Origin of the sequence: Burkholderia sp. Ac-20349, from assembly GCF_017104865.1 — a bacterium.
In the GTDB taxonomy this organism is placed as follows: Bacteria; Pseudomonadota; Gammaproteobacteria; order Burkholderiales; family Burkholderiaceae; genus Burkholderia; species Burkholderia aenigmatica.
This window is the reverse complement of sequence record NZ_JAAGPM010000002.1, coordinates 93,312-108,311: the sequence shown is the minus strand read 5'-3', so window position 1 is coordinate 108,311 and position 15,000 is coordinate 93,312. Positions and strand designations below refer to the sequence as shown.

Below are 15,000 nucleotides of genomic sequence, written 5' to 3'. Positions count from 1 at the left end.
CGATCAGTCTCGTCATTCCAGGCGTAACCGAACGAACCGGCGTTGCCCGATCGGTTCCGCATATTTCGACACCCAGCCGCTGAACAGCGCTCGCGCCGTTCGGCTTCATCCCCCAGGAAGGAGTTCATCGATGAGTAAGCTCACCACCGCTGCCGGTGCCCCCGTTGCCGACAACCAGGACGTGCAGACCGCCGGTCCTCGCGGCCCCGTGCTGCTGCAGGATCTGTGGCACATGGAGAAACTGGCGCACTTCCATCGCGAAGTCATCCCGGAACGCCGCATGCACGCGAAGGGCTCGGGTGCGTTCGGGATCTTTACCGTGACCGGCGACATCACGCAGTACACCCGCGCCAAGGTGTTTTCGCAGATCGGCAAGCAGACCGACCTGTTCGCCCGCTTCTCGACCGTGGCCGGCGAGCGCGGCGCGGCCGACGCCGAGCGCGACATCCGCGGCTTTGCGGTGAAGATGTACACCGAGGAAGGCAACTGGGACCTGGTGGGCAACAACACGCCCGTATTCTTCTTCCGCGACCCGCTCAAGTTCCCCGACCTGAACCACGCCGTCAAGCGCGACCCGTATACCAACCTGCGCAGCGCCGAGAACAACTGGGATTTCTGGACGGGGCTGCCGGAAGCCCTGCACCAGATCACCATCGTCATGAGCGATCGCGGCATTCCGCGCGGCTACCGTCACATGCACGGCTTCGGTTCGCACACGTACAGCCTCATCAATGCCGCAGGCGCGCGTCACTACGTGAAGTTCCACTGGATCTGCCAGCAGGGCATCGAGAACCTGAGTGACGACGAGGCAGCAGCCGTCGTGGCCAAGGATCGCGAAAGCAGCCAGCGCGACCTGCTCGAAGCCATCGACCGCGGCGACTTCCCGAAGTGGACGCTGTGCGTGCAGATCATGACCGAAGAACAGGCGCAGACCTACCGCTTCCACCCGTTCGACCTGACCAAGGTGTGGAGCAAGAAGGACTTCCCGCTGATCGAGGTCGGCGTGATGGAGCTCAACCGCAACCCCGACAACTATTTCGCCGATGTCGAACAGGCGTCGTTCGCGCCGTCCAACCTCGTGCCCGGCATCGGCCCGTCGCCGGATCGCATGCTGCAGTCGCGCCTGTTCGCGTATGCCGACGCGGCGCGCTACCGCCTGGGCGTGAACCATCACCAGATCCCCGTCAATGCGCCGAAGTGCCCGTATCACGCGTTCCATCGCGACGGCGCGATGCGCGTGGACGGCAACTACGGCCGCACCATCGGCTACGAGCCCAACACCCGCAACGAATGGCAGGAGCAACCGGCATTCGCCGAGCCAATCGAGAAGCTTTACGGCGATGCCAATCACTGGAATTTCCGTGAAGACGATGACGACTACTTCACGCAGCCGGGCGATCTGTTCCGCTTGATGACGCCCGAAAAGCAGCAGCTGCTGTTTGCGAACACGGCGCGCAACATCCACGGTGTATCGCAACCCATCATCGACAAGCACATCGAGCACTGCACCAAAGCCGACCCTGCGTACGGTGCCGGCGTCAAGGCCGCGCTGGATGCGCTGAAGGCCGGCACGCTGTAAATCATCCGCGCTCGCCCCCGTGCGGCTCGCGTCCACGGGGGCGTGCTCGACGGTGCGTTGCCGCGATCGAGCGAGCGGGTCCCGCCGGCCGGCGACGGTTCGCGCGATACCGCACCGGCAACGATGCCGACGTGTTTTATTCAAGGGAGCAATGGCGATGTTTGAAGCAATCAAAAAACGAACCGGTATTTCAAGAATCTTTTGCGGCTCCGTGCTGCTGGCCGGCTTGCTGGCCTCGACCGCGGCCTGTTCCGATCAGTCCGGCGCACCGGCTGCGACCGCTGCGCCTTCCACGGCTGCCGTGTCGGCCACGACCGCGAGTCAGCCGGCCGCTCATCCCCGGACGATCGTGTTCATTCACGGCATGTTCATGACGCCCAAGGCGTGGGACAACTGGCAGGCCTATTTCCAGAAGCTCGGTTATCACACCATCGCGCCCGCGTGGCCGCTGCATGACGGCACGCTCGAGCAGCAACGCTCGCCGGAAGCCCAGGCTGCGCTGGGCAAGCTGACGCTGGACGAGGTGATCGAGCGCTATCGGCAGGTGCTGCGCCAGCTCCCGGAAAAGCCCATCGTGATCGGGCATTCAATGGGCGGACTGGTCGCGCAGAAGCTGTTGTCGGAGGGATTGGCCGCCAAGGCCGTGGCCATCGATTCGGCGCCGGCGTCGGGCCTGATCGTCGCGAAATGGTCGTTCATCAAGAGCAACTGGCCCGTGATCAGCCCGTTCGCGAATGTCGATGAGCCCTTTGCGCCGACGTTCGATGATTTCCGCTATGCGTTTGCCAATTGCGTGCCGGAAGCCGAAGCGCAGCAGCTTTACCGTGACTACGCGGTGCCCGAGTCGCGCCGCGTCGGGCGCGGCACCAGCAGCAAGGTGGCGGAGATCGATTTCACGAAGCCGCACGGGCCGCTGCTGATGATTGGCGGTGAAGACGATCACATCATCCCCGCCGCGCTCAACCTCAAGAACTTCGAGAAATACAGCGACGCATCGTCGGTCGCGGATTTCCATCAGTTCGACGGGCAATGTCATGTGCTGATCGTGGATCAGAACTGGAAGGACGTGGCCAGCTACGTCAATGGCTGGCTGGACAAGCACTGAATGGAATGAACTTCCGCGCGCGTCGCGCAACGGCGCCGGCACGGCTACGACAGTAGCGTGAACCGGCCGTTGCGCGGCGTTGCCGCACGGTCCCGCAAGGGGTGCATTGGCGGCGAACTGCCGCGACGCAAGCGGCAAATCCTCTGTACCGCCAACCTTTGTTGAATCAGTTCAGCAGCACGACCGCTCCCGGACGTACCATTCAGGCTTCCCGGCGCACCGTCCGATCGTGCAAGGCATTCGTCAGGAGCGAATTCGTATGACCACCGCCATCCCCGAGATCTCGCCGGCCCTGCGCCAGTGGACCGCCAGCGTCGCCGAGAACAACGCCGCATTCGTCGATCGCGTGTACAAGGCCCTGATGATCGTCAAGCCCTGGCTGGATCTCGAAGCTCGACATCGCGCTCAAGCCGCGCAGCGCACACACATGACGGAAACCGACGAACAGGCTGCCGTACACGCCTTGCCCGAGGCTTGAAGCGGTTGCGTTTTCCTTCCCATTCCTGACCAAACCCATTCATCATGGAAAGCTGGACGATCGGTGCGCTTCTCAGCATGACCAACATCCTGATTCACGCGGCGGCGATGGTCCTCCTGGCTGTCGGTGCGCGTCGAATACGCCGCGCCCTCGACATGCAGCACGACACCATTCACGTGCAACTGCGCAAGCTGGTCGGCATCGTCACCTTCATCTGCATCACGCTCGGCACGCTGCATACGCTGGAAGCGGCTCTGTGGGCCGTCGTGCTGGTTCACCTGAACGCGCTCGGCTCGTTCAGCGACGCCCTGTTCTTCTCGCTCGACACGATGGCCACCCGCGGCGCGTCCGGCCTTTCGCTGACCCCGAACTGGCGAATGCTCGGCGCGATCGAGTCATCCGACGGCGTGCTGCTGTTCGGCATGTCCACCGCCTTCCTGTTCGCGGTCATTCAGGCCGACTTCGCAGCGATCGCCCAGTCGCTGCATCGCCCCGCGTCCTCCCGATAGCGGATCGACGGTCGATACCGCGCGGCACGCCGGTATCGGACAACTGACGCAACCCGCGTGCCGCACCGATTGCGCGCCGCGCAATGCGGCCTGTGGCCTGCGCGTTCGGGGGCCCTCCTCGCGACGCCACGCCCTCTTTCAACCTCGAAGCCGCGGATGGCCGAGTGTCGATCCCTCGCCGCACAATTTTCGGGTAGCCTGTCCGACGCACCTTTTGATAACGTTGCCGTTTCCGGGGCCGATGGACGCCACAAGCAGTCGCGCCGCCGCATAAAAAAATCGTTGTCCAGTTTTCGGTTGTGATGCGAGCGACGGGAAACCCATACTTTCCCCCCGCCCAACCGAGAAACGCATCATGACTTTTTCCCAGCTCCATCAACAAGCCGAACCGCTGTTGCTCGCCAACGTCTGGGATGCCGCCAGCGCCCGTGCCGCGGAAACGGCCGGCTACACGGCAATCGGGACGTCCAGCGCCGCCATTGCCGACTCACTGGGCTATGCCGATGGCGAGGGAGTCGGCTTTGACGAACTGAAGGCGTTGGTTGCCCGCATCCGGTCCGTTTCCGGCCTGCCGCTGACCGTTGACGTCGAAGCCGGCTATGGTGCGACGTCCGAGGCTGTCGTCGCCAACCTGCGTGAACTAGCTGCCCTGGGCGTCGTCGGTGTCAACCTGGAGGACAGCGTGGTGCGCGATGGCCAGCGTACGCTGGTGGACGTCGAGCCTTTTGTGCAGCGCCTGCGCGATATTCGTGCGGGCTTGCAGGCTGCCGGCGTTGAACTGTTCCTCAACGTGCGCACCGACACCTATCTGCTGGAGGTCGACCGTGCGCGCGAGGAAACCATCGCACGCGGTCGACGCTATGCCGAAAGCGGGGCGGACGGCCTCTTTGTGCCCGGATTGACCGACGAAGCGGATATCGCTGCAATCGTGGGCGGCGTCCCGCTCCCGCTGAACGTCATGTGCATGCCGACCCTGCCGTCGTTCGGGCGCCTGGCCGCACTGGGCGTCAAGCGCATCAGCATGGGCAATTTCCTGCACCAGCGGGCGCACCACGTGCTGCAGCAGCTGTTTGGCGATGTGCGCGCCGGGCAATCCTTCGATCCGGTGTTCTGCCATGCTGGTCACTGACACCCTGCAAGTCGACGCTTACTACCGCGCCTTGGTCGAGCGCGCGGCGGATCATGTCGGCATCTTCTATGTCGGGGTGAAAACGACGGGCGTGTTCTGCATCGCGACCTGTCGGGCGCGCAAACCCAAACGCGAGAACGTGGTGTTCTACACGGACCTGCGGGAGACGCTCAATGCCGGCTTTCGGCCCTGCAAACTCTGCCGGCCGACCGAGAACGCGCATGCAGCGCCACCGGACGTGGCCGAGGCCATCGACTGGGTACGCGCCCACCCGAAGGAACGCCTGAGCGACGCGCGCCTCAGGCAGCGCGGGCTCAGCCCGGAGCGGATCCGCCGCTGGTTCCAGCAGCACTACGGAATGAGTTTCCAGGCGTTCCAGCGTTCCTTGCGGATCAATACGGCACTGGAGGAACTGAAGGCTGGCCGTCGCACCATCGACGTCGCGCTCGACAGCGGTTACGACTCGCTCAGCGGCTTCGGCTACACCTGCCGGAAACTGACCGGGCGTGCGCCGACCGAGGCCGCGAACGTCATCCTCATCCACCGCTTCACCACGCCCCTGGGGCCGATGTTCGTGTGCGCCACCGAGCAGGGCGTCTGCCTGCTCGAATTCGTCGATCGGCGGATGCTCGAGACTGAATTCAAGGATCTTCAGCGACTTTTGCGAGCGCGCATCCTGACGGGAGAAAACGCGCACACACGCCAGGCCGAGCGTGAGATCGGCGAGTACTTCGCCGGTACGCGCAAGCAGTTCGATCTGACGCTGGACACGCCCGGCAGCCCATTCCAGCAATCGGTATGGCAGGCGTTGCAGGCCGTTCCGTACGGCAGCACGGCCAGTTATGGCGAGCAGGCGGAGAGGCTCGGCAAGCCCCAGTCGGTCCGTGCAGTGGCCGGCGCCAACGGCGCCAATCGCGTGGCGATCGTCATCCCCTGTCATCGGGTATTGGGGAAGGACGGGGCGCTCACCGGCTATGGCGGCGGACTGGCGCGGAAGCAATGGCTCCTCGAACATGAGAAGCGTCATGCATAGCGAGCGTCGGGAGGATGTACAACCCATCAAGGACAAGGTGGCGAATCGCTACCCGCCGTCTCCGAATCCCGAGGCATACTGGATCTCGGTTATTTTGTGAGAGGCATCGTGGTGGCGATGCCGATCTCGCTGCGTCAGCGAACGACGCCCGTCGACAGTCAGGTGCACGCCCACAATGGATCAGGATATTCAGAACATGCTCCGCCGCTATCGCGAGCGAGATATCGACCTGCCTCAGTTGCGCGTGTGGCTTGACGGCGAAAGAACGCGTGTGGGCGCACAAATCCCGCGCGGTGAATGGCTGAAGCTCACGCGCGGAAGCGAGGCGCAAAGCAACGGGGCAATCGCGCGCCTGCTTCCGGCCTGCGTGCACTGTCTCGGTATTGGCGAGCCGAAAGCATTCGAATCACGTCAGGAGTATCGGCAATACGCCGATCGTCATGACGCGGCCGTCGCAAACAGCGTCCTCGCCAACCTTCCTCAGCCTCAGTTCTCTTCCGAAGGACCCGATTCGGCAGGTTCGGTCATGTACTGTCGCTGCACCTGCTGCCGTTCGATCTGGGCATTCGTCGAGCCCGAGAAAGCGGATAACGGTTCGTGGAAGCGAATCATCTAGGCGCGGTATCCCAGCCATCGCCATCCAGGCGCCGTCGCAGCCGTGTATGCTAGTCGCCAGCCAGGCGCCGGGCCTCTGTCGTTTCAGCACGCCTGCGCAAGTCCGCCATTCAGCATTCAAGGAATGAGAGACTGATACCTATGCTCACGGTGCAAAGAAACCGATACTTCTCGGACATCACCGGTTTGATCGTTCTCGTGATCCTTGTGGCGATCCTGTCGATTTTCGTCCCGTCTTCCGACATCCCTCGCCCCCTGTGGGTTCCAATCTACGCTGCGTGGACTGTGTATGCGATTTATATCTGGCGCAAGGTTGAACCGGAAACAAAGCCCTGGCTCTTGATCGGCTTGTATTCGGCAGGTGGCGCGGCTGTGTGGTACGCCGTGACGCGAGCGATCAGTCGCTGGATTTTTGGGGCCGCCGAGCCCGAGCTTTCCAAAGGCTTCGACCTGTTCGTCGCATTGATGTGTTCCCCCGGCCTGACGTTTGTCGCGATCGCCGGCTGGGCGCGTTCACTTGTACGGCGCAAGCAAAGTTGAGGCCGTCGAAGCAATACTCGGCGTCGTACTCCACCAGCAAGCAGTGACCGAAAATGCACACAGCTGACGACGGGCGTCTCGTGATGAAACAGGTGAGAGCGGCCTTCTCCGAACGCATGAGGCCGACGTCGGTCATTCCGGCCGTCTCATCCCACACGAACGACTACGACGACGCGTTGCACTTCTCGAACCTGCGCTGGGATGAGACGACGGCTCACGACTGGACACAATACGCCGACGCCATTTACAGATTGACGCCCGAAGCATTCTGCTACTTTCTACCCGGGATCATCCGCGTTTCGGTCGAAGACAATCAGGTTGCACTGACGGTCATCGAGAGCTTGATGGGGTCGCTGGACAGATCGCCGGTTGCGGAATACTGGGATGACTATTTTCTGCAGCGCTGGCCCAAGCTGACAGACATCGAGTGCGATGCCGTGATCGAGTGGATTGTGTGGCTCAACGGACATCCGCTGTCGCCATTCTCGCAAGACACGATTCTTCGAGCGTGCGAAACCGTGGAACTGGTGAAGCAGCACCGGGCGGTGTAGCCGCTGCATGACGGCGATGGCTCGCGAGGGCGACCTGACGGATCACGGCCGGGACGTGCCGGAGGGCTTCCCCGGCGCTGGCCTCGGTGGCAGACCGGCCGCCGGGCTTGTCCAAAATGCCACCGCATATCAACGGGCGCATCGATCAACGATCGTCCTCCAGCCCTCATCCGCCACGGCTTTCGTGGCTACAGCTCGAGATCACCGTCGGGAATTTTTGAAGACAAGGCTTACTCCGCAAGCCATCTCCCGCGGTTGAACCCCATTAAAAGCAACAGAATCACCCTCAATCCAGATGCAATTAAAACCCCCAGAGAAGCTATATAGATATAAGAAAATCTACATAGCGGCCCAACCTTCTTCACCCCCCTTCCTTTAAGAAACATTCCTATAATTCAGCAAACGGAAATACGACATCGAGGGCCACAAAATGAGCGGCGCGGCAAATCCACTTTTCCGTTTTTCCTTACAGGATTATTCACCTGCCGACCGGTTCGACGCATGGCAGACACAGTATTCGATTGCAGAGTTTTCTTTAACCACGCCGATCGACCCGATCATTGACTACCAATTTATCGGATACACGCTTGGCAACATCTCGGTCGGTAAATGGACCTACCGTCATCCGGGGCGCGCGGCCATTCCGCTCTCGTACACGCTGAACCGTTCGACGGCGTTCATTCGGCGAGACGGGATGGACAACTACTCGTTCAACCTCCGGGACGCGGGAATCGTGCGCGGGGAAATCGATGGAAGGCCGGTGTTCGTACAGCCCGGGGACATCCTCGTCGTCGACCAGGCGCGTCCTTATCACCGTGAAATCCAAGCGGGCGACGCGGTCACGCTGCTGGTCGCGCGTGACTTGCTGCCGAACCTGCCGTCGAGCGTCCACGGCACCCTCTTCAGTGGCGGCATCAGCCAGCTCCTCGATAGTTTTCTGAGGAACCTGCTCGACCAGATCGGCACGCTGTCGCAAGCGGAAACGCTGCATGCCGAGCAGGCGACGCTGAGCCTGGTGAAGGCGATGCTCAGCCCGACCGCTCAAGAGATGTCGAATGCGCACAACGCGTTGCTGTCGACCCTGTACGTGAAGATCAAGGAATACATCCGGCAAAACCTCGAATCACCGGACCTGTCGCCGGATCGAATCTGCAAGGCGATCGGCATCTCGCGCTCGGGTCTGTACCGGTTATTCGAGCAGGACGGCGGTGTCGCGAATTACATCCGCAAACGCCGCCTGCTTGCGATTCACCGCGTGCTGATGTCGCCCGAGCGCTCACGGCACCGGATCGGCGACCTGGCATACCGGTACGGCTTCAACAGCAACACGCAGCTCAGCCGCGCGTTCAGGCTGGAGTTCGGTCACGCACCGAGCGACACGCGCATCGTCGCGGGGAACGCGCAGCATCGCTTGCAACGACACACGGATACCGACTACAACGGCTGGCTCGCGCAGATTCGCTGAACGACGTGGCGAACACCACGCGCGACGGCCCGGCGTGCAGTGCACCGGGCCGGACGGGCATCCTGCCGGGCGGTCAGGCGAACGCTGCCACGGCGGCAGCCGTGTCCTCGAAGATCCGATAGTGGCGGATCACGTTGCCGTCGATTTGTGCCACGACGGCGAAGTCGCTCTTGAAGGTCCGACCCGTCTTGCGCACGCGATGCTGCATGTAGCCGTACGCGAACACATGGTCGGCGGCTTCGGCCCATTGGCGGATCTCGAACTGCTCGGTCTCGAACTGCTCGGCCAGCGTGCCGAGCAGGCGTTCGACACCGGCCTTGCCGACGAAGCGCCCGTAGATCGGCAGGCTCTCGGGGCCCTGCGGCTCGAACACCGTCGCGTCGTCGATGACGGCGAGCGCGCCCGATACGTCACGGGCGCCGACCTTCGAGAAGAACTGTTGCAGCGGATTGAGTGCCATACGAACCTCCATGATCAGTGAATGGCAACGCAGGATTGTCGAGACCGGCCCCCGCCGCAACGCCGGTATGTCGCCATGCCGACGGCCAGGACTCGAACCGCACGAGCGTGCCGTCGACATGCGTCCAGCCGGCCGCGTCGACAGGCGGGAGGTGGCTGCGTGTGATGGTATGAAAGGGGCGGCCGCAACCGTTAGCGCTTTTGTCCCAATGCATCGACGATCCGTTTCTGTGCGCTCGCCCGCACCGCACGCCGTGTGGGTGGGACGCACAGTCAATCCATTGAAACGCGCCGGCTAACCGTTGCGCATCGCACTCGGTACATTTCCCTCCATCGTTGACTTCGCCGCGCGAGCCACCTCGTGCGCGTTGCCGCTTCCCGGGGGAGGTCAGCACCACCCCGCCCGCTTTCTTCATGCCGGTTCGCCAGCCGTCACCATCATGAGTCTCGAACAACTGTCGCCGTTACAGCGCGCCCCGCAGCCCCTCGCGGTAGCCCATGCCACGCTGACGCGTCCGGTCACGCTGCTGTTCGCGACGACGGCGGGATTCGTCGTCGCCAGCGTCTACTACGCGCAGCCGTTGCTCGACACGCTCGCGCACCAGTTCGACATCTCGCGCGCCGCAATCGGCGGCATCATGACGATCACGAGCGTCTGCTACGGGCTCGGCCTCCTGCTCCTCGTTCCGCTCGGCGATCTGTGGGATCGGCGCCGGATGATCCTGATCCAAACGGTCGTCTGCGCGCTCGCGTTGCTGGCAATCGCCACGGCCACGCGCACCTCCGTGCTGTTCGCCGGCATGGCGCTGATCGGCTTTCTGAGCGTCGTCACGCAGGTGCTCGTGTCATTTGCGGCCGGGCTCGCCGAACCGGCGGAACGCGGTCAGGTCGTCGGCACGGTGACGAGCGGCATCGTGCTCGGCATTCTGCTCGCGCGTACGTTCTCGGGCGCGATCGCCGACCTCGCGGGATGGCGCGCGGTGTATTTCACGTCGGCCGGCGTGATGCTGCTGCTTGCTGTCGTCCTGTCGCGCGTCCTCCCGCTTCATCGTCTTCCGGGGGTTGCCGAGCCGTATCCGCGCCTGATCGCGTCGGTCTTTGCACTTTTCGCGCAGGAGCGCGTGCTGCGCGTGCGCGCCTTCATCGCCTTCCTGCATTTCGCGGCCGCGATGACGCTCTGGACGCCGATGGTGCTGCCGCTCAGCGCGCCGCCGCTGTCGCTGTCGCATACGGAGATCGGTCTGTTCGGGCTCGCGGGCGCGGCCGGCGCGCTCGGCGCCGCACGCGCCGGCCGTCTCGCCGATCGCGGCTTGGCGCAATGGACCTCCGGCATCGGGCTCGCGTTGATGCTCGTGTCATGGCTGCCCACGGCGCTCGTGATGCATTCGCTCGCGGCACTCGTCGTGGGCGTCATCGCGTTCGACCTCGGCCTGCAAGCGGTGCACGTGACCAACCAGAGCCTGATCTACGGCGTGCGTCCCGATGCACGCAGCCGCCTGACGGCCGGCTACATGCTGTTCTATGCCGCGGGCTGCGCGTCCGGCTCGATCGCGTCGACCTGCGTGTATGCGCGCTTCGGCTGGGCCGGCGTCTGTACGCTCGGCGCCGCGTTCAGTGCAACCGCGCTGTTGTTCTGGTATGCGACGCTGCGCCCGCGCGCGTGATGTCCAAATGGAATTTATGAAGAGGTGGACTGCCGGGCATCCGATGTGACGTGGCGGTGGGTGCCCTCGATGCGACAACAACGACTTGGGGATGTCGATCGAACATTGTGTAAAAGGCCACCGCGTCCCAATATTGATCCGCCGTTTCTTGCAAGGCGATTCAAATATCATGCTTGATTCGCGGAATCCCGCCTTTTATCACGGTACAAAGACCAGCCCCATGCACATCGACACCGACTTCGAAGCCGCCGCGATCGACCACGTCGCCGATGCCACCACCGGCTCGCCCTTGCGCTTGCGTCTGCGCAGCGACAACGCGGCCGAATTCGCCCAATGGTTCGCCTTCGAGCTGGTCGATGTGCCGTCCGAGGGCATCGACGTACGCATCGAGGGCCTGGCCGGATCCTCCTACCCTAAAGGCTGGGTCGACTACCGCGTCTGCATGCACGCCAACGGCGGCGAGAAGGCGGCCTGGTGCCGCCTGCCAACGAACTTCGATGGCGACGCGCTCGCCTTCCACGCGCCCGGCCCCGCCGCGCGCCTGCGCTTCGCCTATTTCCCGACCTTCGACCGCGTCGCTGAGGACAATCTCGTCGCCCAGGCGACGCAAGCAGGCGCGACGCTGGCGACTCTCGGAGCCTCCGCGCTCGGCGAGCCGATCCGCATGCTCTCGTTCGAGGGCCGTGCACCGCGCTCGCGCCTCTGGTTTATGGCCCGTCAGCATCCTGGCGAATCGCAGGGCGGCTATTGTCTCGAGGGCCTCGTGCAGGCACTGTGCGGCGAGCTGCGTCCCGTCTGGGAGATCGGTGGCCACGCCGTGCACGTCGTCGTCAACGTCAATCCGGACGGTGTGCGCCTGGGCAACCTGCGCACGAACGCGCGCGGCGCCAACCTCAATCGCTGCTGGGACCGCGAGTATCCGGACGCGCCCGAGACGGCCGCCGTGCGCCGGCGCATGCAGGCGCTCGGTCTCGACCTGCTCGTCGACTTCCATGGCGACGAGGTTCTGCCCCACGTCTTCTCGGTGGGCGCTGACGGGAGCCCCGCCTGGACGCCACGCTTGCAGGTCTTGCGCCGCGCGTTCGACGAAGACCTGCTGCGACGCTCCCCCGTCTTCCAGACGGCGCGTGGCTATTCCGTCGACCGACCGGATCATGCGAGCCCGAAGAAGTGCATCCCGTGGGTCGCGGAGCAATTCGACGCGCTGGCGATGACCATCGAGTTGCCGTTCAAGGAGAGCGCTGACCGCCCACGGGACGATGCCGACGCCGCTGCATACGCCCGCACATTCGGACGGGCCGTGCTCGAGACCGCCCTGGCGCTTGCGCCGTCCTTGCGGCCTTAAGGTCCTTCGCGCCTTCCGTGGGGCATATGGGCGCCCCGGTTTGCCGAGCTTTCATTTGCGCGACGGCTTGAAGGTCGGGATTACGGCCATGCGCCCGGACTCTGATTCCGGTACAGGCCGGCTGTCCCTGATGGGATACGCCGGTCAAGATCTCGACAAAATAGCGTGCTCGATGGGATACAGGTCTACATTGATATCGAAGCGACGCACCGAAGACCTGCTGCGCTGCATAACGTCACTGGAGGCCGGAGCAGCGGGACGAGTCCGCAAAGCATGCAATGGACTCCGCTCCTCCCGTTCGCTCGAGAACAAAGTATTTTCCGATAGGCAAAAGGGGAGCTACTCGCGTCTCACGGGCATGTTACTGCCTTGCCTATTGAAATAATCAACGTTTTCTTCCGCATTCAAATATTCATGCCTCGACTTAGCAGCGCTTCACGATACGCACCCCCAAGGATTGGGTCGAACTTCCAGCTTGAAAACAACTTCCTTATTGAATTGCTTGAAAACATGTGCTCCAACGACGCAACAATCAAGCAAGATCGAATTTCCCGATCACCTTGCACATACAAATTTTCCAACCACCTCACCACATCAGCCACATCGCTCCTGGCTATCTTTCCGTCCTCTACAATCGAAACGAACCATCTCCCGAAATCCACCGCCGCAATATATCTTGAAATCAAGAACGACTGGGGATTGTCTGCCTCAACATAATCATTTGAAATGCACAATCCATAGAATTTCAAGAACAATCGCTTGCAATCACCAAACTCCATTGGAGGGACAATTTTCTCCGTGAAACTTCTCTTCGTAAGCTTGGCGTACAGCGACCCGAGCACCTCCGGTTGAGCGCTGTCCATAAATTTCAAAAGCTCACCGCGAGGAACTGATGCCTCGGAATTTTCGTAGAGCATTTCCAGCGCAAGCAACTCGTCGTTCATGATCGCATCACTCTAAATTGGATCACCTGCTCGGGTACGCTCGACCGAGAAGCCAATGACTCACTCGGGTCACCCGCCAGCCGCCGCAGCAGTCATTCCGCCCGGAGCGGCCCCTCCTACTGAAATTGCGCCGCATGGCTCGGCAACCGCACATGCGACGGCACGCCTGACACCACTGCATCTCGTAGGCACTGGCGGCCGTCTAAAAGCAGCGTTCCCGTCAACTGCCCGTTCAGAGCAGCACATGTCGTCCATCTAGCTCCGCACAACAATGAGGTGCCCAAGCATGACCACGTATGCCCGGCATTACAGCGGAACCGGTATCGAGCAGCCGTGCCCCTCCACTTTACGTTCAGAGCGACCGCATCGGCCTGCTGCGCAAGATGATGCATGCGCACAGTAGAAGTAATTCGATGGGGCGAACGCCGCTGCGCGCTGAGCGCATCATGCGCCTGCGGAACTTCCGAACGGAGGCAGCTATGAATCCCATCCCTGTGGGAGTCGACATTGGCAAGATCGTCTTCCAGATCCACTACATTGCGCCGAACAGCTGATAAATCATCAACAAATCGCTCAAGCGAGCGAACTTCCTCGAATATTTCGCCAACCTTGAGTCGTGCATGATCGGCATGGAAGCATGTGACGGCTCGCAGCACTGGGCTCGATCACTCAGCAGGCTCGGGCACCAGGTCCGTCTGATGGCTCCGCGCTTTGCCAAAGCATTCAACATCGGCAACAAGAACGATGCTGCGGACGCACGGGCAATCTGGCTGGCAGTGCAGCAGCCTCGCAATAAGATCGCGGTGAAGGGCGAGGCGCAACAAGCCGTGCTGGCCTTACATCCGCTGCGCCAGCAGCTCGTGAAGTTCCGCACCTCCCAGATCAACTGCATCCGTAGACTCTTGGGCGAATACGGCGAAGTCATGCCGGCGGGTCGGCGCGCCTTCGACGCGAATATCGCAGCCGTTCTCGATCGAGTCGGCGACCACGTCGCAGCACCGCTGATCGATACCCTCCAGGAGCAGTGCGCAGCCTTGACACACCTGGACGAGCCAATCACGCACATCGGGCAACGGCTTAAGCAGTGGATGAGCACCGACTTGAGCGCGCAAGCCATCGGCGCGATCCCGGGTGTCGGTCTGCTGACCGCCACCGCCGCAGTTGCCACGATCAGCGACGCGAAAGCATTCAAGTTCGGTCGCGAGTTTGCGGCATCCATTGGCCTGTTGCCCAGGCAAGTCGGCTCGGGTGGAAGGACAACGCTGCTGGGGATCAGCAAACGTAGCGACGCTTATCTACGTACGCTGCTCGTGCATTGCGCGAGCGTCATCAGCGTGCAACTTCGATCCAAACACCCCTGGGTTGAACAGCTGCTGAAGCGACGGCCTTACAACGTCGCGGTTGTCGCACTGGCCAACAAGCTTGCGCGCGTAATCTGGGCAGTGCACGCTCGCGGCAGACCGTATCTACAAGACTTTGTCAGCACAAAGCCGGCATAGCCCGACCTTAAACGTCAACGACAGAGGCGTGAAGTTCATCCGATCGCTCGGAGCAACAGAAGGAGATGACAGGACAGGTTGGACC

The 15,000-nt window shown here is 62.4% G+C and carries 14 protein-coding genes and 1 pseudogene; 13 read left to right on the top strand and 2 right to left on the bottom strand.

The genetic code is table 11. From position 1 onward, the window contains the following. Window positions 1-130: 130 nt before the first annotated feature. From G3N61_RS01390 to G3N61_RS01345, 10 genes are all read left to right on the top strand, one after another. The gene (locus G3N61_RS01390; RefSeq protein ID WP_205821160.1) at window positions 131-1,579 is read left to right on the top strand and encodes a catalase; all 1,449 of its coding nucleotides are present in this window, start codon (window positions 131-133) and stop codon (window positions 1,577-1,579) included. A 211-nt stretch (window positions 1,580-1,790) separates the two neighbouring features. Next, window positions 1,791-2,684, top strand: coding sequence for an alpha/beta hydrolase (locus tag G3N61_RS01385; protein WP_205821159.1), 894 nt, complete (start codon window positions 1,791-1,793; stop codon window positions 2,682-2,684). Between the two features lie 259 nt (window positions 2,685-2,943). After that, window positions 2,944-3,162, top strand: a complete 219-nt coding sequence (locus G3N61_RS01380; protein ID WP_205821158.1) for a hypothetical protein — start codon at window positions 2,944-2,946, stop codon at window positions 3,160-3,162. 44 nt (window positions 3,163-3,206) lie between these two features. After that, window positions 3,207-3,671 carry a two pore domain potassium channel family protein gene (locus G3N61_RS01375; protein ID WP_205821157.1) on the top strand — a complete coding sequence of 155 codons (465 nt, stop codon included), beginning with the start codon at window positions 3,207-3,209 and terminating at the stop codon, window positions 3,669-3,671. 355 nt (window positions 3,672-4,026) lie between these two features. After that, window positions 4,027-4,800, top strand: coding sequence for an isocitrate lyase/phosphoenolpyruvate mutase family protein (locus G3N61_RS01370; protein ID WP_205821156.1), 774 nt, complete (start codon window positions 4,027-4,029; stop codon window positions 4,798-4,800). Further along, the gene (locus G3N61_RS01365) at window positions 4,787-5,833 is read left to right on the top strand and encodes a methylated-DNA--[protein]-cysteine S-methyltransferase (protein WP_205821155.1); all 1,047 of its coding nucleotides are present in this window, start codon (window positions 4,787-4,789) and stop codon (window positions 5,831-5,833) included. The genes G3N61_RS01370 and G3N61_RS01365 overlap by 14 nt, the downstream gene beginning before the upstream one ends. A 175-nt stretch (window positions 5,834-6,008) precedes the next feature. Then, a complete protein-coding gene (locus G3N61_RS01360; protein WP_205821154.1) occupies window positions 6,009-6,449 on the top strand; it encodes a hypothetical protein in 441 nt (146 codons plus the stop codon). Between the two features lie 140 nt (window positions 6,450-6,589). Then, window positions 6,590-6,988: a hypothetical protein gene (locus G3N61_RS01355; protein WP_205821153.1), complete on the top strand. Its 399-nt coding sequence runs from the start codon at window positions 6,590-6,592 to the stop codon at window positions 6,986-6,988. Window positions 6,989-7,041: 53 nt separating this feature from the next. After that, window positions 7,042-7,539, top strand: coding sequence for a hypothetical protein (locus G3N61_RS01350; RefSeq protein ID WP_205821152.1), 498 nt, complete (start codon window positions 7,042-7,044; stop codon window positions 7,537-7,539). A gap of 430 nt (window positions 7,540-7,969) precedes the next feature. Then, a complete protein-coding gene (locus G3N61_RS01345) occupies window positions 7,970-9,004 on the top strand; it encodes a helix-turn-helix domain-containing protein (protein WP_089454031.1) in 1,035 nt (344 codons plus the stop codon). A gap of 73 nt (window positions 9,005-9,077) precedes the next feature. Here the strand turns inward: G3N61_RS01345 and G3N61_RS01340 are convergent, their stop codons facing one another. Continuing rightward, window positions 9,078-9,464 (bottom strand): nuclear transport factor 2 family protein, encoded by a 387-nt coding sequence (locus G3N61_RS01340; protein WP_241017498.1) that lies wholly within the window; start codon window positions 9,462-9,464, stop codon window positions 9,078-9,080. Between the two features lie 439 nt (window positions 9,465-9,903). Here G3N61_RS01340 and G3N61_RS01335 point away from each other — a divergent pair, with 439 nt between their 5' ends. Further along, the gene (locus G3N61_RS01335; RefSeq protein WP_205821151.1) at window positions 9,904-11,127 is read left to right on the top strand and encodes an MFS transporter; all 1,224 of its coding nucleotides are present in this window, start codon (window positions 9,904-9,906) and stop codon (window positions 11,125-11,127) included. Window positions 11,128-11,347: 220 nt separating this feature from the next. Beyond that, on the top strand, window positions 11,348-12,472 hold the full coding sequence (locus G3N61_RS01330; RefSeq protein WP_205821150.1) for a M14-type cytosolic carboxypeptidase: 1,125 nt from the start codon (window positions 11,348-11,350) through the stop codon (window positions 12,470-12,472). Window positions 12,473-12,876: 404 nt separating this feature from the next. Here the strand turns inward: G3N61_RS01330 and G3N61_RS01325 are convergent, their stop codons facing one another. After that, window positions 12,877-13,416: a hypothetical protein gene (locus G3N61_RS01325; protein WP_205821149.1), complete on the bottom strand. Its 540-nt coding sequence runs from the start codon at window positions 13,414-13,416 to the stop codon at window positions 12,877-12,879. A 479-nt stretch (window positions 13,417-13,895) separates the two neighbouring features. Between G3N61_RS01325 and G3N61_RS01320 the strand changes: the two are divergent. Continuing rightward, window positions 13,896-14,915: pseudogene (locus G3N61_RS01320) on the top strand (IS110 family transposase). The last annotated feature ends 85 nt before the right edge of the window (window positions 14,916-15,000 follow it).

Excerpts from the sequence above, each read along its gene's own strand:
- G3N61_RS01370 (WP_205821156.1), top strand. The coding sequence starts at position 4,027 with ATGACTTTTTCCCAGCTCCATCAACAAGCCGAACCGCTGTTGCTCGCC.
- G3N61_RS01350 (WP_205821152.1), top strand. The coding sequence starts at position 7,042 with ATGCACACAGCTGACGACGGGCGTCTCGTGATGAAACAGGTGAGAGCG.
- G3N61_RS01355 (WP_205821153.1), top strand. The coding sequence starts at position 6,590 with ATGCTCACGGTGCAAAGAAACCGATACTTCTCGGACATCACCGGTTTG.
- G3N61_RS01345 (WP_089454031.1), top strand. The coding sequence starts at position 7,970 with ATGAGCGGCGCGGCAAATCCACTTTTCCGTTTTTCCTTACAGGATTAT.
- G3N61_RS01325 (WP_205821149.1), bottom strand. The coding sequence starts at position 13,416 with ATGAACGACGAGTTGCTTGCGCTGGAAATGCTCTACGAAAATTCCGAG.
- G3N61_RS01380 (WP_205821158.1), top strand. The coding sequence starts at position 2,944 with ATGACCACCGCCATCCCCGAGATCTCGCCGGCCCTGCGCCAGTGGACC.
- G3N61_RS01390 (WP_205821160.1), top strand. The coding sequence starts at position 131 with ATGAGTAAGCTCACCACCGCTGCCGGTGCCCCCGTTGCCGACAACCAG.
- G3N61_RS01340 (WP_241017498.1), bottom strand. The coding sequence starts at position 9,464 with ATGGCACTCAATCCGCTGCAACAGTTCTTCTCGAAGGTCGGCGCCCGT.
- G3N61_RS01375 (WP_205821157.1), top strand. The coding sequence starts at position 3,207 with ATGGAAAGCTGGACGATCGGTGCGCTTCTCAGCATGACCAACATCCTG.
- G3N61_RS01335 (WP_205821151.1), top strand. The coding sequence starts at position 9,904 with ATGAGTCTCGAACAACTGTCGCCGTTACAGCGCGCCCCGCAGCCCCTC.
- G3N61_RS01360 (WP_205821154.1), top strand. The coding sequence starts at position 6,009 with ATGGATCAGGATATTCAGAACATGCTCCGCCGCTATCGCGAGCGAGAT.
- G3N61_RS01330 (WP_205821150.1), top strand. The coding sequence starts at position 11,348 with ATGCACATCGACACCGACTTCGAAGCCGCCGCGATCGACCACGTCGCC.
- G3N61_RS01365 (WP_205821155.1), top strand. The coding sequence starts at position 4,787 with ATGCTGGTCACTGACACCCTGCAAGTCGACGCTTACTACCGCGCCTTG.